General features: G+C 70.7%; 19 protein-coding genes and 1 tRNA gene. 18 read left to right on the top strand and 2 right to left on the bottom strand.

Annotation, left to right across the window (positions count from 1 at the left end):
• Positions 1 to 338 precede the first annotated feature (338 nt).
• From OO67_RS02270 to OO67_RS02205, 15 genes are all read left to right on the top strand, one after another.
• Positions 339 to 647, top strand: a complete 309-nt coding sequence (locus OO67_RS02270; protein WP_033296847.1) for a hypothetical protein — start codon at positions 339 to 341, stop codon at positions 645 to 647.
• A complete protein-coding gene (locus OO67_RS02265; protein ID WP_033296846.1) occupies positions 644 to 931 on the top strand; it encodes a DUF6303 family protein in 288 nt (95 codons plus the stop codon). The genes OO67_RS02270 and OO67_RS02265 overlap by 4 nt, the downstream gene beginning before the upstream one ends.
• Positions 928 to 1,932 carry a hypothetical protein gene (locus OO67_RS02260; RefSeq protein WP_033296845.1) on the top strand — a complete coding sequence of 335 codons (1,005 nt, stop codon included), beginning with the start codon at positions 928 to 930 and terminating at the stop codon, positions 1,930 to 1,932. Before OO67_RS02265 ends, OO67_RS02260 begins: the two co-directional genes overlap by 4 nt.
• Positions 1,929 to 2,267, top strand: coding sequence for an RRQRL motif-containing zinc-binding protein (locus OO67_RS02255; RefSeq protein ID WP_033296844.1), 339 nt, complete (start codon positions 1,929 to 1,931; stop codon positions 2,265 to 2,267). The genes OO67_RS02260 and OO67_RS02255 overlap by 4 nt, the downstream gene beginning before the upstream one ends.
• Before the next feature lie 73 nt (positions 2,268 to 2,340).
• The gene (locus OO67_RS02250) at positions 2,341 to 3,915 is read left to right on the top strand and encodes a hypothetical protein (RefSeq protein WP_033296843.1); all 1,575 of its coding nucleotides are present in this window, start codon (positions 2,341 to 2,343) and stop codon (positions 3,913 to 3,915) included.
• Position 3,916: 1 nt separating this feature from the next.
• Positions 3,917 to 5,998: a P-loop NTPase family protein gene (locus OO67_RS02245; protein WP_033296842.1), complete on the top strand. Its 2,082-nt coding sequence runs from the start codon at positions 3,917 to 3,919 to the stop codon at positions 5,996 to 5,998.
• Between the two features lie 212 nt (positions 5,999 to 6,210).
• The gene (locus OO67_RS02240) at positions 6,211 to 6,681 is read left to right on the top strand and encodes a hypothetical protein (RefSeq protein WP_033296841.1); all 471 of its coding nucleotides are present in this window, start codon (positions 6,211 to 6,213) and stop codon (positions 6,679 to 6,681) included.
• 14 nt (positions 6,682 to 6,695) lie between these two features.
• Positions 6,696 to 6,869 carry a hypothetical protein gene (locus tag OO67_RS38875; protein ID WP_167748626.1) on the top strand — a complete coding sequence of 58 codons (174 nt, stop codon included), beginning with the start codon at positions 6,696 to 6,698 and terminating at the stop codon, positions 6,867 to 6,869.
• A gap of 15 nt (positions 6,870 to 6,884) precedes the next feature.
• Positions 6,885 to 7,166: a hypothetical protein gene (locus OO67_RS02235; protein WP_033296840.1), complete on the top strand. Its 282-nt coding sequence runs from the start codon at positions 6,885 to 6,887 to the stop codon at positions 7,164 to 7,166.
• 88 nt (positions 7,167 to 7,254) lie between these two features.
• Positions 7,255 to 7,986: a DNA cytosine methyltransferase gene (locus OO67_RS02230; protein ID WP_033296839.1), complete on the top strand. Its 732-nt coding sequence runs from the start codon at positions 7,255 to 7,257 to the stop codon at positions 7,984 to 7,986.
• Entirely contained in the window at positions 7,983 to 8,873 is an 891-nt protein-coding gene (locus OO67_RS02225) for a bifunctional DNA primase/polymerase (RefSeq protein ID WP_033296838.1), read from the top strand. Before OO67_RS02230 ends, OO67_RS02225 begins: the two co-directional genes overlap by 4 nt.
• A complete protein-coding gene (locus OO67_RS02220) occupies positions 8,870 to 9,217 on the top strand; it encodes a hypothetical protein (RefSeq protein ID WP_244300000.1) in 348 nt (115 codons plus the stop codon). The genes OO67_RS02225 and OO67_RS02220 overlap by 4 nt, the downstream gene beginning before the upstream one ends.
• Positions 9,214 to 10,392: a DUF3631 domain-containing protein gene (locus OO67_RS02215; RefSeq protein WP_033296837.1), complete on the top strand. Its 1,179-nt coding sequence runs from the start codon at positions 9,214 to 9,216 to the stop codon at positions 10,390 to 10,392. Before OO67_RS02220 ends, OO67_RS02215 begins: the two co-directional genes overlap by 4 nt.
• 182 nt (positions 10,393 to 10,574) lie before the next feature.
• Positions 10,575 to 10,760: a helix-turn-helix transcriptional regulator gene (locus OO67_RS02210; RefSeq protein WP_030329340.1), complete on the top strand. Its 186-nt coding sequence runs from the start codon at positions 10,575 to 10,577 to the stop codon at positions 10,758 to 10,760.
• A gap of 60 nt (positions 10,761 to 10,820) precedes the next feature.
• Positions 10,821 to 12,224, top strand: coding sequence for a tyrosine-type recombinase/integrase (locus tag OO67_RS02205; RefSeq protein WP_033296836.1), 1,404 nt, complete (start codon positions 10,821 to 10,823; stop codon positions 12,222 to 12,224).
• A gap of 141 nt (positions 12,225 to 12,365) precedes the next feature.
• On the opposite strand, the gene OO67_RS02200 is transcribed toward OO67_RS02205, so the two are convergent.
• Positions 12,366 to 12,450: transfer RNA gene (locus tag OO67_RS02200), tRNA-Ser, on the bottom strand.
• 59 nt (positions 12,451 to 12,509) lie between these two features.
• Entirely contained in the window at positions 12,510 to 14,000 is a 1,491-nt protein-coding gene (locus OO67_RS02195; RefSeq protein ID WP_033296835.1) for a S1C family serine protease, read from the bottom strand.
• Positions 14,001 to 14,197: 197 nt separating this feature from the next.
• Here OO67_RS02195 and OO67_RS02190 point away from each other — a divergent pair, with 197 nt between their 5' ends.
• The 3 genes from OO67_RS02190 to OO67_RS02180 all read left to right on the top strand — a co-directional run bounded on the left by OO67_RS02190 (position 14,198) and on the right by OO67_RS02180 (position 16,891).
• Positions 14,198 to 15,031: a glycerophosphodiester phosphodiesterase gene (locus OO67_RS02190; RefSeq protein WP_033296834.1), complete on the top strand. Its 834-nt coding sequence runs from the start codon at positions 14,198 to 14,200 to the stop codon at positions 15,029 to 15,031.
• A gap of 224 nt (positions 15,032 to 15,255) precedes the next feature.
• On the top strand, positions 15,256 to 15,798 hold the full coding sequence (locus tag OO67_RS02185) for an ATP-binding protein (RefSeq protein WP_033296833.1): 543 nt from the start codon (positions 15,256 to 15,258) through the stop codon (positions 15,796 to 15,798).
• Between the two features lie 127 nt (positions 15,799 to 15,925).
• Positions 15,926 to 16,891 (top strand): DUF5926 family protein, encoded by a 966-nt coding sequence (locus tag OO67_RS02180; RefSeq protein ID WP_033296832.1) that lies wholly within the window; start codon positions 15,926 to 15,928, stop codon positions 16,889 to 16,891.
• Positions 16,892 to 16,928: the final 37 nt, after the last annotated feature.

The raw sequence follows: 16,928 nt of genomic DNA, 5'->3' as shown, positions 1-16,928 counted from the left end.
CCAGCCGATCGAGAACCGGCCCCCTTCACACCGGGGCCCACACCCCCTGACCGGGGAACGCCATCGGCTCTAAGAACCGCACGGCACACCTTCGAGACTGCGACGACTTCCGGGATTTCGGATCTCCCCGGAATGAGCAGCGCCGTGCGACATCAGGAGAACCGAAGCACCAGCGCTCACGGTGCCCGACACCGCAGCCCGCCCTACCGGCGGGCTGCGGTGTCGGGCCGCCGCGGTCGCTCGTAGCCCACGAACGACCCCAGACGGCACGAGGCCCCGGTGCGGACACACCGGGGCCTCACTTCGGGCCGTCCCACCACGCGAGGAGAAAACGACCCATGAAAAACATCGTTGCTGGTCGCGAGCCTGTTACCGCGACCGAGTTCATCGAGCTGGCTCTGGGCATCGACCTGGAACTGTTCACCGGTTCGGCCACGGAGTCCGCGATGGAGCGGGCGGCGCGGCTGGACGTCGCCCACGAGGTCCTCGCGGACCTGTGGGAGGACGACCCGGAGACCGCGGCCTACGCCGCGAGCCTGCTGCGGACGCTCCCGCTGATGACGCAGCCGCACGGCCGGCGTCCGCGCCGTACGGGCCGCCGCCAGCCCGCGACGGGTACCCGTACCGGGCTGGCGGCGGCCGCATGAGCGAGCACACCGCGCAGGTCTCCATCCGTGGCGGCCGGTGGTGCCTGTACGTGGCACTGATGGGTGTTCCGGTGTCGCAGTGGCCGGAGCACTCCTTCGGCCGGGCCGTTCAGGTGCCCACGGTGGACGAGCGTTCACGGGCGCTTACCGACCTCGGGTTCGTGTTCACGGACGGGGCCGAGTGGGAGTGGACGGAGTACAGCGAGAGGCCGGACGACGACACGTCGCCGGTGCGCCTGCTGGCTTCGGTTCAGGTGCGTTCACTGGACGGGGGCGCGCCGTGAACAGTGTTCAGATCCGTTCAGCGGAGAAGGCGCTGTCGGTCGGTACGTGGCTGATCGTGGCCGGGGCCATGCTCTTCTCCATCCTCACGGTGACCCCGCTCATGGCGCGACACACCCCGGACGGATGGAAGTGGACCGCGCCGATTCTGCCCCTGGTGGTGGACGCCGCGGTCGTGATCGTGGTCCGCCTCGATGCGGTCCTGGCCCGCCTCGGCGGGCACGGGGGCAGGTGGCCGGTGGTCCTGCGATGGATGACCGGCTGCATGACCCTGGCCCTGAACGTGGCCGACTCCGCTTTGAAGAAAGAGCTGGTCGGGGTAGCCGTGCACGCGGTCGCACCCCTCCTGCTCATCGTCACTGCGGAAACCGGGCTCGCCTACCGTCACGCCATCACCGCCGCCCAAGTCGCGCAGGAAGCCCGACAGAAAGCCGAGCAGGCTGAACGCGAGCAAGCCGCCACCGAACGTCGCGAGGCAGCCGAGCGGCGCGCCCGCGAGGAGCGCGAGCACGCCGCCCAGTTGGTGCGGGAGCAGCGTGAGCACGAAGCGCTCCTCGCCCGTGAACAGACAGCGCGGGAGGAGGCGGCGCGGCGTGAGGAGCGTGAGCGGGCCGAGGCTCGGGAGCGTGCCGAGCGTGAGGTTCGTGAACGCCGTGAACGAGAGCGTGAACAGCAGCAGGCCGAGCGTGAACGCCTCGAACGAGAGGGTGCCCAGCGTCGCGCGGCTGAGCGTCGTGAGCGCGAGGAGCGTGCACGACGGGACGAGGACGAGCGCCAGGAGCGGGCCGAGCGTGAACGCGCCGCGCTCCTCGCGGCCGGCCCCGCCACCGGGAAGCAGCCCGAAGAGCAGGCCCGGGCCACCGCCCGAGCCGCGTTCCAAGCCGAACTGTCGGTACGCGCCGCGGCCGAGCTGACCGGCTGGTCGATCGGCTGGATCTCCAGCCGCTACCAGGAACTCCGAGAAGAGTCGGCAGCCCGGAGGCTTGAAGGCGCGCACCAGTGAGCACGGTGCCGGTCTACCGGTGGCGCCTCGCGCCGCCCGGCTACGCAACCTTCCGTCAGCTCCGGGCCCAGGGGTTGCGGCCGGGCGGGCAGGACGTCGCCGCCGTGCTCGAGCGCCCGCGCAGGCGCCGCGGCCCGCTGGTCGCCTACCTCTACCGCGTCGACCGGGCCAAGCCCGTCCGGCCGATGACCCCGGCCCGGTGGGCGGCACTGGCCAAGGCGAACGCCGCCCAGCAGGTCTGCCCGAACTGCCACCAGGACGCCGGATACCGCATCCCGACTTCGCTCGGCATGTGCGTGACCTGCGCCTACCCCGAAGAACAGTGCGCCGCCTGAAAGTTCGCAGGGCCCGGCCCTCTCCACCACAGATCACGCCGGGCCCCTTACTCCGTGAAGGAGTGCACTCAGCATGACCGACACCACCATCACCCCGGTAGTGGCCCCCGAGGCCGCACCGGACACCCCGCCCCCCACGCCCGAGCCGAAGCCCGCGCCGGCCGATGCCGGGGTGGAGCACACCCCGGGCGGCTGGCCGGTCGTCCCGCTCGCGGTGACCGGCACCAACGCCACCACCTCCCTCCTCGCTGCCGCAGCCCTCGTCGGAGGCCCGGCCGCCCTGGCCGTCGCCGCCACAGGCGCCGTCGTGCTCGGCACGGCAGCAGCGACCCGCAAGCACCGCGACAAGAAGAAGCCCCACAGGACCACCGGCCGCACGTCCCGCTCCACGACCGGTACCGGATCGGCTGGCCGGAGCGTCCGTCACGGCGGGTCAGGTCGGGCGCCGGGTCAGGGCCGTAACGGGAGCGCCGGCACCAGTAAGAGCGCAGGTCGCGGCCGGGGTAAGTCCGGCCGCGGCGCCGCCGGTTCGCTGCTCGGCTCCGGCAAGTCGAGCCACCGGAAGAGCAGGCCGACCAGCCTGCGTGAGACGTCGGCCAAGCACGCTTCCGCCGGGGCTGCCCCGGGGAAGTCGGGGGGCCGTGTGGGGCAGGTCAGGGCGCTGCGCGAGTCGGCCCGCACGTCGCCCTCGTCCCGGTCGGGCCGCCGGTCCGAGACCACCGGGGCGCGTCGCTCTCTGGCGGATGCCCGCCGGGGTGCCAGGACGGCGGCCCGGTCGGCGTCCATGGACCGCAAGGGGCCGGTCGGCCGGTCGGTGAGCAGGGCCGCGGGTCGGGTCGGTGCGGCCAGGGGCAGGGCGATCGAGCGCAACCGCCAGGCCCGCGACCAGCGGGCCGCCGGGCAGGTCGCCGCACGGCGCGACGGCGTGCGTAAGGCCCCGGCCAGGAAGAAGGCGCGCAAGGCGCTGTGGCGGTCCGCCGCCCGGTTCCAGGGACGGCGCCTGTTCGCCGCCCTGCTCGCCGGAGCCCTCGGGCTCATCGGGATGGTCTCCACCCCGTTGGGCCGGAAGCTCGGTTGGGCCTGGCTCCAGTACCCCGGGCGCCGCCTCTACGCCCGCCTCACCCGTACCGCCGAGGAACAGCGCGAGGAGCGGGACGACGCGATAGTCGCCGCCCTGCAGGACGACGAAGCCACCGCCGACCAGGAGGCCGCAGAGAACAACGGGCAGATCAGCGACACGGTCGAGCGGCCCGAGGGTCCGACGCCGGCAGCACCCACCACCACCCCGGATGAGGGAGAGAACGTGTCTGGTTTCCGGTTCGAGGAGTACGCGGCCGAGATGGAATCCGCCGCTGGTCAGTACGACCCCGAGAACGCCATGGAGATCCTGGCCATGGTCGAAGGGCTCCCGGCCGCGCTCACGAGCGTGGCGAACGTGATGCGAGTCCTGGCCGAGCGCGCCGACAGCGAGTTCCCGCTGGAGAAGGACGTCGCGGACGGCTTCAACGACATCTTCGGCGCCGTCATGAGCGCGGTCGCGGTCGCCGAGGACATGGGCCCGCTGTTCCGCCAGTCCCACGAACAGGACATCGCCCGCCACGAGGACCCGCGCAACGGGTCCGAGGCCGAGAAGGGATGGAACGTCTGAGATGACCACCACCACACAGGCCAACAACGGGCCGGTGTGGGACTGGGCTGCCGGTCACGGACCCGTGACCGGCGCCTTGTCCGCCACCACCGGATGCCTCGCTGTCGCCACCACCGGAGCAGCCACCGGCATGCCCGCAGGCTGGGTCCTGACCGTGGGTGCGGCCGGGGCGATCGGCCACACCATCAGCAGCCTGCGCGAACGCCTCTCCGCCCGCACCATCGCCATGCGCTCAGCCTCCTGGCTCATCGGCGCCGGATGGACGACGTGGGCCATGACCACCGGACCGCTCACCTGGGCGGCCCTCGGATCTCTCGCCACGATCGGTGTCGGTATCGGCGCTGCAGCGCGCTCGACTCTCCTGTTCGAGGAGGCGCGGGAGCTGGAGGCCATCGCCGCCGATGAACGCCAGGTGTCCCGCGAGCTTAGTGCGGAGCGTCGGGCGATCGCTGCGGAGTGGGTGGACCGGGTGCAGCGGGTCTGCAACCTCACGCTGCGGATCCTCGCGGTGGAGATCTGGCCCACCGGCACCGGGTTCACGATCGACGCTGAACTCCCCGCCGGCGGGACGACGTACGACCGGATCGCGCAGCACTCGGCCGCGCTGTCGGCCGATGCACGCCTGCCTCACGGGTGCACCGCGGTCGCCTCGCAAGGGGTGCACCAGGGGCGGGTGCTCATCGACGTGACCACGGTCAACGTCCTGTCCGAAGAACGCACGTACCCCTCGGACTACAGCGCGCTGTCGATCTACACCGGGATCCCGTGGGGCTACCGCACCAACGCCGAAGAGATCTGCGTGTTCCTGCGCGAGCAGTGCGCCCTGGTCGTCGGCCCCACCGGATCCGGGAAGACGAACATGGTCCACGTCATCCTGGCCGGGTTCGCCCGCACCACCGACGTCCTCACCTGGGTCATTGACCTGAACGCCGGATCCGCCGGCCTCCCCTGGGCCCGCCCCGCGTTCGACCCCAACGGGGCACCGGTCGACGGGGTGCGGCCGGGCGTTGACTGGCTGGCCTCGACCCACGAAGAGGCCGCGCGGATGCTCGATGCCGCCCTGGCGATCGGCATGCGCCGCAAGGTCGCCTACCAGGACCTCATGGCCGAGCGGAACACCGACCAGCTCCCCATCAGCGCCAAGATTCCCCAGATCATGCTGGTCGTCGACGAGGGTGCGGAGATCCTGACCAGCACCGACCGGTCCATGAAGGATCTCGCGAAGAAGATCCTCGAAGTGATCCGCATGCTCCGAGCCATGGGCGTACGCACCGTCCTCACCGCGCTCGGTGCCACCGGGTCCGTGCTGGGGAACCTGATGATCCGCCGCGAGGCCAAGGCTCGGGTCTGCCTCACCGGCGGGGAAGTCGAAGGAATGGACCTGAGCAAGGTCTTCCCCGGGGCCCGGGGGCTCCGCGTGGACCAGGCTCCGTACAAGGGGGCCGGGTTCATGGGGACGCCGGAGTCCGCGGCGGCGCTGTTCAAGAACTGGCGGATCCTGCCCAACCAGATCCGCGACATCGTCCACGCCACCACCGACATGCACCCCACCCTGGACGACGTCTCGGCCAAGGCCGGGGGCGACGCCTACGCGAACCGATGGGCACCGGACCGCACCGCATGGATGCGAGACACCGCGCATGCCCCGACTGCCGGCACCGGAGCGGCCGAGCAGCCTACGGCCGGTAGAGGGCTGAACCTGTCCGCGCTCCGCAGCGACAAGGCGGCGCCGGTGACGGATGAGGACGCGGCTGTGCGCGCGTTCATGGAGCAGATCGACGCCCAGTTCGCCACCGCCCCCGAGCCCGGGACCGAGCCGGAGCCCTCGGCCGCGGCACCCGGGCTGAACCTGTCCGCACTCCGCGACAGCGACGACGACGGCGGCCCGACGTGGGTGGCCGACGCGGTCGCCGCGATCAAGGCAGCGGGCCCGGCCGGCATGAAGCCGTCCGCTGTCGCCGATCTCGTCCGCCGCAGCCGCCAGGCCGTGCGGGCGGCGCTGAAAGCGGCGGCCGAGCGGGGCGAACTGGTCTACCGGGACAACGGCCCGCACTCGGTCTACGTCCACCCCGATCACGCCTGAACGGCTCACAGAGCGCTACTGGCTACTGGTTACTGGTTACTTGCCACTAGCCAGTAGAAGCCCCTCCTACTGGCAACCAGAGGCTTCAACAGGGCCTTTTCTGCTTGCCAGTAACCAGTAGCCACTAACCACTACGACCACGCACCGTCACAACACGTCGGGCGGCATCCACCACCACGGGTGCCGCCCGGTCGCGTTGAAGGGAGCCCTTTGTGTACCCGGAGACCGCGTACGAGATCACCACCCTCACCCCCCAGCAGCCCACCGCACACCCCGCGATGCTGCCCCACGAGATCCCGCCCGGAGTCCAGATGGTCACCCTCCCCGGCGGCATCCGAACCCTCGCCTACACCCCACAGCAGGCCCCGCCCGCCCCGCCGGTACCGGTCGCGCAGCCGATCCCGACATGGGCCAAGACCACCGCCCTACTCACACCGACGATCGGCGGGGGCGTCGCCGCCGCCGGTGTCGGACTCTCCTACGCAGCCCCGGGACTGATCGCCATGAGTGAAGCCCTCTGGGCCGCCGTCGCCCTCATCGCCGCCGCAGCCATCGGCGTCCCGGTCCTGCTTCGGCTCGGCCGTAGCGCGGCCGGCACGGGGCGGGGCACGACGCACATCACGCAGAACATCAGCGCGACCGGGATGTTCGGCAAGGCCAACGGCACCATCAACCACCACTAACCCGGGGGTCGGTCGTGCCGCTCCTGGACTGGCGGGACGCCCGCCACTTCGACGCCTCCCGGAACCTGCCGTGCGTGCTCTGCGGCAAACCCACCCCCATGCGCTCCCACGACCGCGAACCGGTCCACAAGGTGTGCGCCGAGGACTGGTGCGACCACAACCCGACGTCCAACCGCTTCCACAACTGACCGAGGAACCGATCCATGCTCCGACTTCGCCTCCAGCGCGCCACCTGGCCACGCAACGCGCTGATTCTCACCGACACCCCCAACCCCGACTGCCGCACCTGCGGGGGATACGGCGGCATCGAGCACGAGTACGGCCACCCCGAGACCGGCGAGTACGACGGCAGCGACTGGGAGCCCTGCCACTGCTGGGACGAGACGCGCCGCTGGACCCTGCTCCCTCTCCCCGATCGGCCCAAGTGGCTGCGCCGACACCGCACCCCCACGGACCCGTGGGCCAGCAACGAACCGCCCTTCTAGGTACGCCGAGGGCGGCCCCCTCTCACGCCAATGAAGTCGGGGCCGCCCTCGTCTGCCAGCACCTGTCACAGAACTGGAGACATCCAGCATGACCCACCCCGTCCCGATCCGGCGAGCCCCGGACCACCGGCTCCGCTTACTGGATCTCTTCTGCTGCGCCGGCGGCGCGGCCATGGGCTACCACCGGGCCGGGTTCGAGGTGACCGGCGTGGACATCGCCGACCGCCCGAACTACCCCTTTACCTTCCACCGTGCAGACGCCCTCGAATACCTCGCGGCCCTCATCGCGTCCGGCGAGATCGAGCAGTACGCGGCCGTGCACACCTCCCCGCCCTGCCAGGCCGGATGCGCACTCACTGTGGGCACCAACGCCTCACGCGGCTGGGGCCGTACCCACGTCCAGCTCATCCCCGAACTCCGCACCCTGCTCGACGCGTCCGGCCTGCCGTACGTCATCGAGCAGCCCACCGGGAAAGCCCCGGTCCGGCGGGACGTGTGGCTGTGCGGGGAGATGTTCGGTCTCGGTGTCCTGCGCCACCGCAACTTCGAGCTGGGCGGCTGGCGCATGCCGCAGCCGGCACACCCGAAGCATCGCGGCTACGTGCGCGGCCACCGGCACGGCGTCTACCGCGACGGACCCTACGTCGCCCCGTACGGCGCCGGCGGCGGCAAGGCCACCGTCCCGGAGATGCAGCAGGCCATGGGCATCACCTGGACCGACGTCCGCGAGGAACTCACCGAAGCCATCCCGCCCGCCTACACCGAGCTAATCGGACGCACGTTCCTCAGCCGTACCCGGACCGGAGAGGTCGCAGCATGAGCACCCACCTCCTGACCGCCGCCCTCGACGCGGCCGAACGTGGCTGGCACGTCTTCCCGCTCCGGCCGGCCGACAAGCGGCCCGCGCTCCACGGTGAAGCCGTCTGCCCCCTGATCGGGGACTGCGCGGGCGGTCACCGCAAGTGGGAGGACCGGGCCACCATCGACCCGGACCGCATCCGCCGAGCGTGGGCCGACCGCCCGTTCAACATCGGCATCGCCACCGGCCCGTCCGGGCTGGTCGTCGTCGATCTCGACATGCCCAAGCAGAAGAGCAGCACGGGCACGCCTTGCGGCGTGACGACCTTTGGGGCGCTCTGCGAGCGCGCCGGACAGGCCGTCCCGACCACCTACCGGACCCGGACCGCGAGCGGGGGATACCACCTCTACTTCACCGCCCCGCCCGGCGTGCGGCTGGCGAACAGTGCGGGCAGGCTCGGCAAGCTCATCGACACCCGCGCCCACGGCGGATACGTCGTCGCCGCCGGAAGCTTCACCGCTACCGGCCCCTACACCGTCACCGACCCCACCCCACCCGCCCCTCTCCCGGACTGGCTGTACGCCCTCCTGGCACCCCGTCAGTCCTCACGGACCCTGGTGGCTGTGCCGTCGTCGTCGAAGTCGTCCCGGTACGCCGCAGCCGCGCTCAGGGCGGAATCCGCAACCGTGCGGGCCGCACCCCAAGGGGAGCGCGACTGGACGTTGTTGTCGGCGGCGCGAGCCCTGGGGCGGTTCATCGCGTGGGGCGACCTTCCCCGATCGGTGGTCGAGGAGGCTCTTCAGGAGGCGGGGGAGTCGGCCGGCCTGTCATCTCGCCAGTGCCGCTCGACCGTGCGCAGCGGTCTGAACTGGTCCATCGCACGCAACCCGCAGCGGAGGACGGCATGAACACCCCGCCCCGCCCCGCCCTGAAGAGCCTCCCTCCAACCACCACCGGCCCCCGCATCGCCGAACCGGCCCCGGGTGGATCCGGCAGTGGTGCGGCAAAGGTCGTCGCCGAAGGCGTCCGCGCTGCTGTTCTCCCTGACCCGCGCACGGTCACCGGCATCCGGCCCGGTCTGAGCGTGCGCGGGCTGGAGCGTCGCGGGTTCCCCGTAGCGGACTGGCTGTGCACCTGTGGCCACTACGAACGGGCCCGGGGCCGGAAGGCCGTCGCCGAACTCACCACCCGCGCATGCGTCCAGCAGTGCCCGCACACCGTCCCCACCGAATCCAGGAGGAGCGCCGCATGACTGCCCCCGCACAGACCACGGAACCCATCGACGGGGCCGCGCTGCTCAACGAGGTGGAGGCGTTCCACCGCCGGTTCAACGTCTTCCCCCGCGAGGCTGCCTACGTGGCCGTCGCACTCTGGGACGCCCACGCCCACCTTCTGGACGCGTTCGACTCCACCCCGCGGCTCGCGTTCCTCTCCCCGGAACCGGGGTCGGGGAAGTCCCGGGGACTGGAGATCGTGGAGACCTTGACCCCGAATCCCATGGTCGCGGTCAATGCGAGCGCTGCCGCGCTGTTCCGGGCCGTCTCCAGCTCGGAAGGGAGGCCCACGATCCTCTTCGACGAGATCGATACCGTCTTCGGCCCCAAGGCAGGAGACAACGAGGAACTCCGCGGCTTTCTCAACGCCGGACACCGGCGCTCCGGGGTCACCTACCGGTGCATCGGCGACGGCGGCAACCAGAGCGTGCAGGCGTTCCCCTCCTACACCGCCGTCGCGGTCGCCGGGCTCGGCTCCCTCCCGGACACGATCCTCACGCGATCCGTCATCATCCGCATGCGGCGCCGGGCCAGGAACGAGAAGGTCGAAGCGTTCCGGCAGCGGATCCACGAGAAGGAAGGCAATGCGCTGCGCGACCGCCTCGCCATCTGGGCCGATCAGGTGTGCGAGCAGATCACCGGAGCGTGGCCCGACATGCCCGAAGGAGTCACCGACCGGCCCGCCGACGTGTGGGAACCCCTCCTCGCCGTCGCCGACGCCGCCGGTGGAGACTGGCCCGCACGCGCCCGCACAGCGTGCGTGGAACTGGTAGCCGCCGCCCAGGTCGACGACAAAGGCTCACTCGGCATCCGGCTCCTGACCGACCTGCGCGACCACGTCATGGTCGGCGTCGACAGGCTCCCCACCATCGCCGTCATCGACCGCCTGAACGCGCTCGATGACGCCCCTTGGGCCGACATGGGCGGTCGCCCGCTGGACTCACGCCGCCTCTCGAAGATGCTCCGCGAGTACATGAACGGCGACAACGAACCGATCGTGACCCGCAACATCCGCACCGCCGGCGGCATCCTCAAGGGCTACTTCGCCGCCGACCTTGCCGACGCATGGGCCCGCTACTGCCCGCCCGCCCCCCAGCAAGCGCTACATCCGCTACAGCCGCTACACCCCAGCTCAGAAGGGGTGCCCGCGTAGCGGCAACCAACAGATGTAGCGGCTACGCCCTCGACCCCGTTCAGGCGCGTAGCCGCTACATCACGCACGTCCGCTACAAAAAACAACACGCTGACCTGCGATGTAGCGGATGTAGCGGATGTAGCGGACTTCCAAGAGGGGGCCGAGGAGCCCCAAGCCACTTCCCCAAGGAGTGCACCGCCATGGCACGCCCACAGATGCTCAAGCTGCCCGAAGTCCTCGCCGAACTCAACATGAGCCGTGCCGCCTTCTATCGCCTGCGCGCCCGGGGCCTCGCCCCCAAGCTCATCAAGCTTCCCAACCACCAGGTACGCGTACGCCGCGCCGACCTTGACGCCTGGCTCGCCAGGTACGAGGAAGCCGCCTGAGTCCGCACCGACCAGACCCGAGAGGGCCCGCTGCGGCGGGCCCTCTCTTCATGGAGAGACATGCTCACCTTCGAAGTCGTCATCTGGTCCATCCGGCAACGCAAAGGCCGGCCGAAGCCCTGGGAGGTCCGTTGGCGTGTGGGAGTCGAGGGCCATTCAAAGAGCTTCGCCCTTAAACCACAGGCAGACGGTCGCCGCTCCCAACTCATGGCCGCCCTTCGGGCAGGGCAGCAGTTCGACGAGGAAACCGGGCTCCCGGAGAAGGAGCTTGCCGCCCTCGCGATGCCGACGTGGTACGAACACGCCAAGGCGTATGCCCTGATGAAGTGGCCGGGAGCGGCAGCGAAACACCGAGCGAGCATCGCGGAATCCCTTGCGGTTGTGACGCCGGTCTTCACTGCCGGCACTGGCACACGCCCTGATACCCGAGTACTCCGTGCCGCCCTCTATCAGTGGGCGTTCCGGGCCGTAGACGGACCGAAGGGTCAGCTCGTCTCGCGAGCCGACGCCCAAGAGCCTCCCGACGACGTCCGGAAGGCGTTGGAGTGGGTGGGTCAGCATTCGATGCGGGTGAACGAAGCAGCGAAGCCCGAGCACGTGCGCGCGGCGCTGACGGCCCTCTCCAGGCTTCTGAACGGGAAGCCCGCGGCGGAGAACACTACGAACCGGAAGCGCATGGTGCTGAGCAACGCCTTCCGGTACGCGGTGGAGGAGCGAGGGCTCCTCACTCGTCACCCGTTCCTGTCAGTGGACTGGGCGGCTCCTAAGACCTCAGACGAAGTCGACTTCCGTTGGGTGCCCGGTCCTCGGCTCGCTCGGGCGCTGCTCGCCTCCGTGGCGGAGCAGAGTGACCGTGGCGAACATCTGAAGGCGTTCTACGGGGCCGTCTACTACGTGGCGACGCGCCCCGGTGAGGCCGTGGCGCTGCGGGAGTCGGATTTCGTCCTGCCCCCGGAGACCGAGCCGGAGGCATGGGGGGAAGTGCTGGTGTCGGAGAGTCATCCCGAGGTTGGGGGCGGCTGGACCGACAGCGGGAAGTCTCACGACGAACGCGGCCTGAAGCACCGGGCGCGGAAGGCCGTACGTGCCGTCCCAGTCCCGCCGGTCTACGTCCGCATGATCCGCTCCCATATCGAGCGCTTCGGTGTCGCGCCGGACGGCCGGTTGTTCCGGGCGGCACGTGGCGGTCGCCTCACGTCGAACGAGTACTCCGAGGTCTGGAGCGAGGCCCGCAAGACTGTGCTCAGCGACCAGGAGCTGCGCAGCCCGCTCGCGGACGTCCCCTACGCACTGCGGCACGCCGCGATCTCGCTGTGGATCAAGTCCGGCATGGATCCGGTGGAGGCCGCCTCCCGCGCCGGCCACAGCCTCGCGGTGCTCTACCGGTTCTACGCCAAGCTCCTCAAGGGCGGATCGGCAGCGGCTAACCGGCTCGTTGAGCTGGGGCTTCGCGCCGAGGAGTAGGACCGATCCTGGCCCGCGCATGGCCCACACGCCCCGGTCGGCATCGGGAATCAGGGGTATGGGGTGAGACAAGGTGAACACAGAGGGCGGGCCCCCGTACCGGAGACCCGCCCTCTGACCTGCTACTTCTCTGACCTGCTGCGGTGGGTGTGGGATTTGAACCCACGGTGACTCGCGCCACGACGGTTTTCAAGACCGTTCCCTTAGGCCGCTCGGGCAACCCACCCCGCGTCGGCGCCGGGCCCGGTGGCCGGGCCGGCTCGATGCGTGGGACAGCCTAGCCGGTCAGCTGTCGCCCTTGCGCTCGCCCAGGGTGAGTTCGGCCGTGGAGGTCTTTCCGTCACGGGTGTAGGTGAGCGTGACCTTGTCGCCCGGCTTGTGGGTCCAGATCTCACCGATCAGCGTCGGGCCGCTCTCGACCGTCGTGCCGTTGAACTTGGTGATCACGTCGCCGGCCTTCAGACCTGCCTTGGCCGCGGGCCCGTCCGGAGTCACGGCCGGGGTGCCGCCCGCGCCCTCTTCCGAGATGACGGCGCCGCCGGTCTTCTCCTCCATCGTCACCGTCGCGCCGATCACGGGGTAGACGGGCTGGCCCGTCTTGATCAGCTGCTCGGCGACGTTCCGGGCCTGGTTGACCGGGATCGCGAAGCCGAGACCGATGGAGCCGGCCTGGGACTGGCCGACGCCGCCACCGCTGGTGGACTGGATGGCCGAGTTGATGCCGATGACCGCGCCACCCGCGTCCAGCAGCGGCCCGCCCGAGTTGCCCGGGTTGATCGAGGCGTCGGTCTGCAGGGCGCTCATGTAGGAGTTCTTGTTGCTGGACCCGTCACCGGAGGCGACCGGGCGGTCCTTCGCACTGATGATGCCGGTGGTGACCGTGTTGGAGAGACCGAACGGCGCACCGATGGCGATGGTGGAATCGCCCACCGCGACCTTGTCGGAGTCTCCCAGCGCCAGCGGGGCCAGCCCGTCCGGCGCGTTCTTCAGCTTCAGCACGGCCACGTCGTAGCCCTGGGCCCGGCCGACGACCTCGGCGTCGTACTTCTTGCCGTTGGAGAACGTCGCGGTCAGCTGGCCGCTGTCCGCCGCGGAGGCCACCACATGGTTGTTCGTGAGGATGTGGCCCTCCTTGTCGTACACGAAGCCGGTGCCCGTGCCGCCCTCGCCGTCGCCGGCGCCGGACTGCGCGTCGATGGTGACCACACTGGGCAGCGCGCTCGCCGCGACGCCCGCGACCGTGCCCGCCTCGCGCTTGAAGTCCTTCGGGCTGTTGGAGGCGGCGACCGTGGTCGATCCGGACGAGGAGCCCGAGTCGTTGCTGTCGGCGGCCCAGTAGCCGAGGGCCCCGCCGACGCCGCCGGCGACCAGAGCGGCCGCCGCCACAGCGGCGACCAGACCGCGCGCGCGGCGCCTGCGCGGGGGCTCGGGCTCCGAGGGCGCCGGGGCTCCCCAGGCGGGAGGGCTGCCGCCGTCGGCGTACGAGGGGATGACGGGAGGGGGCGGCGGCCAGGCGGCCGAGCCGGCCGGAGGCTGCTGCGGCGAAGGCGGCGCGTACGGATACTGCTCGTGCCCGGCGGGTGACGGCTCCGCGCCCTGCTGGGGCGTCGCGGCCGGACCATGGGCCGTCGGCGCGTCCGCGGGAGCGGCAGGCGGGACCTCCGGCACGGAGTGACCTCCCTGCGGGGTGCTCTCAGGAGCGGCAGCCGGCACGGGAGGTACGGACGGAACAGACGGTACGGACGGACCCGCGGTGCCCTCGTTCTCGGTGCTCACAGCTCTTTACTCCTCGGTTCCACTCGGCATTCGGCAAGAGATCCGCTGTGCACGTGTCTGCAGTCAGCTTTTCCCACAGCACGTCAGGCCACTGTAAGCAGGACCTGTGCATCCGCACGCCAATCTTTACATCAGGCAAAAAGGTCCTACGCAACCAGATGTCGGCGCCCGGCACGTCTCGGTGACACGATGTCGCGGTGACCCACGCACGCCTACCCTCTCAACAGCCTGCCATCCAGGTCATCGCCCACCGCGGGGCCTCCGACGACGCTCCCGAGCACACCCTGGCCGCGTACCGGAAGGCCATCGAGGACGGGGCGGACGCCCTGGAGTGCGATGTGCGTCTCACGGCGGACGGGCAGCTCGTCTGTGTGCACGACCGCAGGGTGAATCGCACGTCGAACGGCCGGGGTGCCGTCTCCGCCCTCGAGCTCGCCGATCTCGCCGCGCTCGACTTCGGTTCCTGGAAGGACCACGAGGAGTCCCCCGACTGGGACCCGGTGCCGGGTGAGCTCACGTCCGTACTCACCCTGGAACGGCTCCTGGAACTCGCCCACGAGGTCCGCGCGGCCGGCCGGCCTCTGCAACTGGCCATCGAGACCAAACACCCCACACGCTGGGCCGGCCAGGTCGAGGAGCGGCTGCTCCACCTGCTCAAGCGGTTCGGCCTGGCCACTCCGCAAGCGGACGGCCCCTCCCCCGTCCGCGTCATGAGCTTCTCCGCGAGGTCCCTGTACCGCATCCGAGCCGCCGCCCCCACCCTGCCCACCGTCTTCCTGATGCAGTTCGTCTCACCGCGGCTGCGCGACGGGCGGCTCCCCGCCGGCGCAAGGATCGCCGGCCCGGGGATGCGGATCGTACGCAACAACCCCGGGTACATCGAGCGGCTGCACCAGGCGGGTCACCGGGTGCACGTCTGGACGGTGAACGAGCCGGAGGACGTCGAGCTCTGCGTGAGCCTCGGGGTGGAGGCGATCATCACGAACCGCCCGAAACAGGTTCTGTCGCAGCTTGGCCGCTCTTCACATTAGTTACAGGGGGTGCTCCGGCGCATTCGCTCCGCAATCGAGCGTTACGAGTGCATCACTGACAGGGCTTTGGCCGGTTTCCGGCGCAGTCCAGGAGGGCATCCAACCCGTGGCGTGGGGCAAAGGAGGTCTCGGGGGTGGCGTTTGTGGTGGCACAAGAAGTGCCGACGTCGTCGAGCATGGCTGTACCCCATGGCCCTGCGGGCGTGGGACAGGCGCGGCACCGTATGCGCGAGCAGCTGCGCAGCAACGGGGTCTCGGACACCGTGGTCGACGACGCTGTACTGATCCTTTCCGAACTCCTCAGCAATGCCTGCCGGCACGGCAGACCGCTGGGGCAGCACTCGGAGGTGGGGGACGGCGACATCCGCGCCGCATGGCGCGTGGACAGGAGAGGTGACCTGACCGTCGAGGTCACGGACGGCGGCGGGCCCACGAGGCCGGTGCCGGCCACACCGTCGGTCACCGCGCGTGGCGGGCGCGGACTCAACATCATCAGCACCCTCGCCCAGGAGTGGGGGGTACGGGACGACACCGTCGGTGAGGTCACCGTCTGGGCCCTGGTCTCCGCGGGCCACGGAAACGGCGGCTTCCCGACCGCGGTCCCGGGCCCCACGAGGTCCGCACGCCGCGAGCGGTCCGGGCTGAGCGGCCTGGACGGACTGAACGGCCTGAACGGCCTGGACGGACTGAACGGAATCAGTGGGTTCGGCTCCCTCGACGGGCTGGACCTCGCCGACGCTCTCGACGCCTTCGACGACGCGGACTGAGAGCGGTTCGGCGCGCGGCACGGCGGAATGGGCCGGGGGAGTGCCACGGCAGGTGTCCCCCGGCGATGACAGGGACGGCTAGGCTCGCGCCCGAGACCGCACTGTCGCAATCGGGAGATCGCCCACCATGGCCAAGAAGCGCCCTCAGTCCAAGGCCGGGAAGCCGCAGCTCAAGGACGGTGAAATCCCGGTCGTAGGGGCCCGTGAGCCCTGCCCGTGCGGTTCGGGCCGCCGCTACAAGGCGTGTCACGGACGAGCCGCCGCCCACGCCGTGACGGAGCTGGTCCAGCGTCCCTTCGAGGGAATCTCCGGAGAGTGCGACTGGATCGCCCTGCGCGAGCTGGTCCCCGCCGCCACCGTCGAGCTGACGCTGAAGGGCGGGCTGCCCGAGGGCGTGCCGTCCGTGTCGCTCGCGACCGTGCTTCCGATGGCATGGCCGGCACTGCGCCGTGACGACGGCTCCGTCCTGCTCGCGCTGCAGAACGACACCTCGTCCGGCGACCTCAGCCGCGATCTCGCGGACACCCTGCACCGTGCGCTGGAGGCCGATCCCGGGTCTCCGGTCACCGCCCGCCGGGTGCCCGCCGACGGCCCGCGTCTGCAGGACGTCCTCGACCCGGACGCCCCGTTCGAGCCGGTCGTACACACAGGCTTCGAGTTCTGGGTCCCGGACGCTTCGAACGCCACGGCGGAGGTGTCCGCCTCCCTGGAGCGTGCCAACGCGGCTGCCATCCCCACCACCCGGCTCTCCGGGGTGGACGCGGCCTACTGGTGCGAGACGCCGGAGAAGAACCACCTGCGCTGGGTCATGCCGCACCCCGAGGAGCAGCTCCTCGACGCCCTCGCCCGGCTGCACGCGGCGGGCACCTCTTCCCTCGGCGAAGGGACCCGTCTGGTGGGCTCGTTCCGCGCCCACGGGCTGATGGTCCCGGTCTGGGACCTGCCGAGCGCGATGGGAGCCGAGGAGTGCGAGAAGCCCGCGGCTCAGTTCGCGGAGCGGCTCGTGGAAGCCCTCGCCTCGGACGCTCCGCTGACGGGCGAGGAACGCCGGGCGCGCGGCGGGCTCACCAACCGCCAGGTGACGCTCAGCTGACGGTGACGAGAGCCGGGGAAGCGGCGGTGACTCCCGT

The organism is Streptomyces atroolivaceus, from assembly GCF_000717025.1.
Classification (GTDB): domain Bacteria; phylum Actinomycetota; class Actinomycetes; order Streptomycetales; family Streptomycetaceae; genus Streptomyces; species Streptomyces atroolivaceus.
Note: the sequence above shows the minus strand (reverse complement) of the source record. Positions and strands in the feature narration are given on the sequence as shown.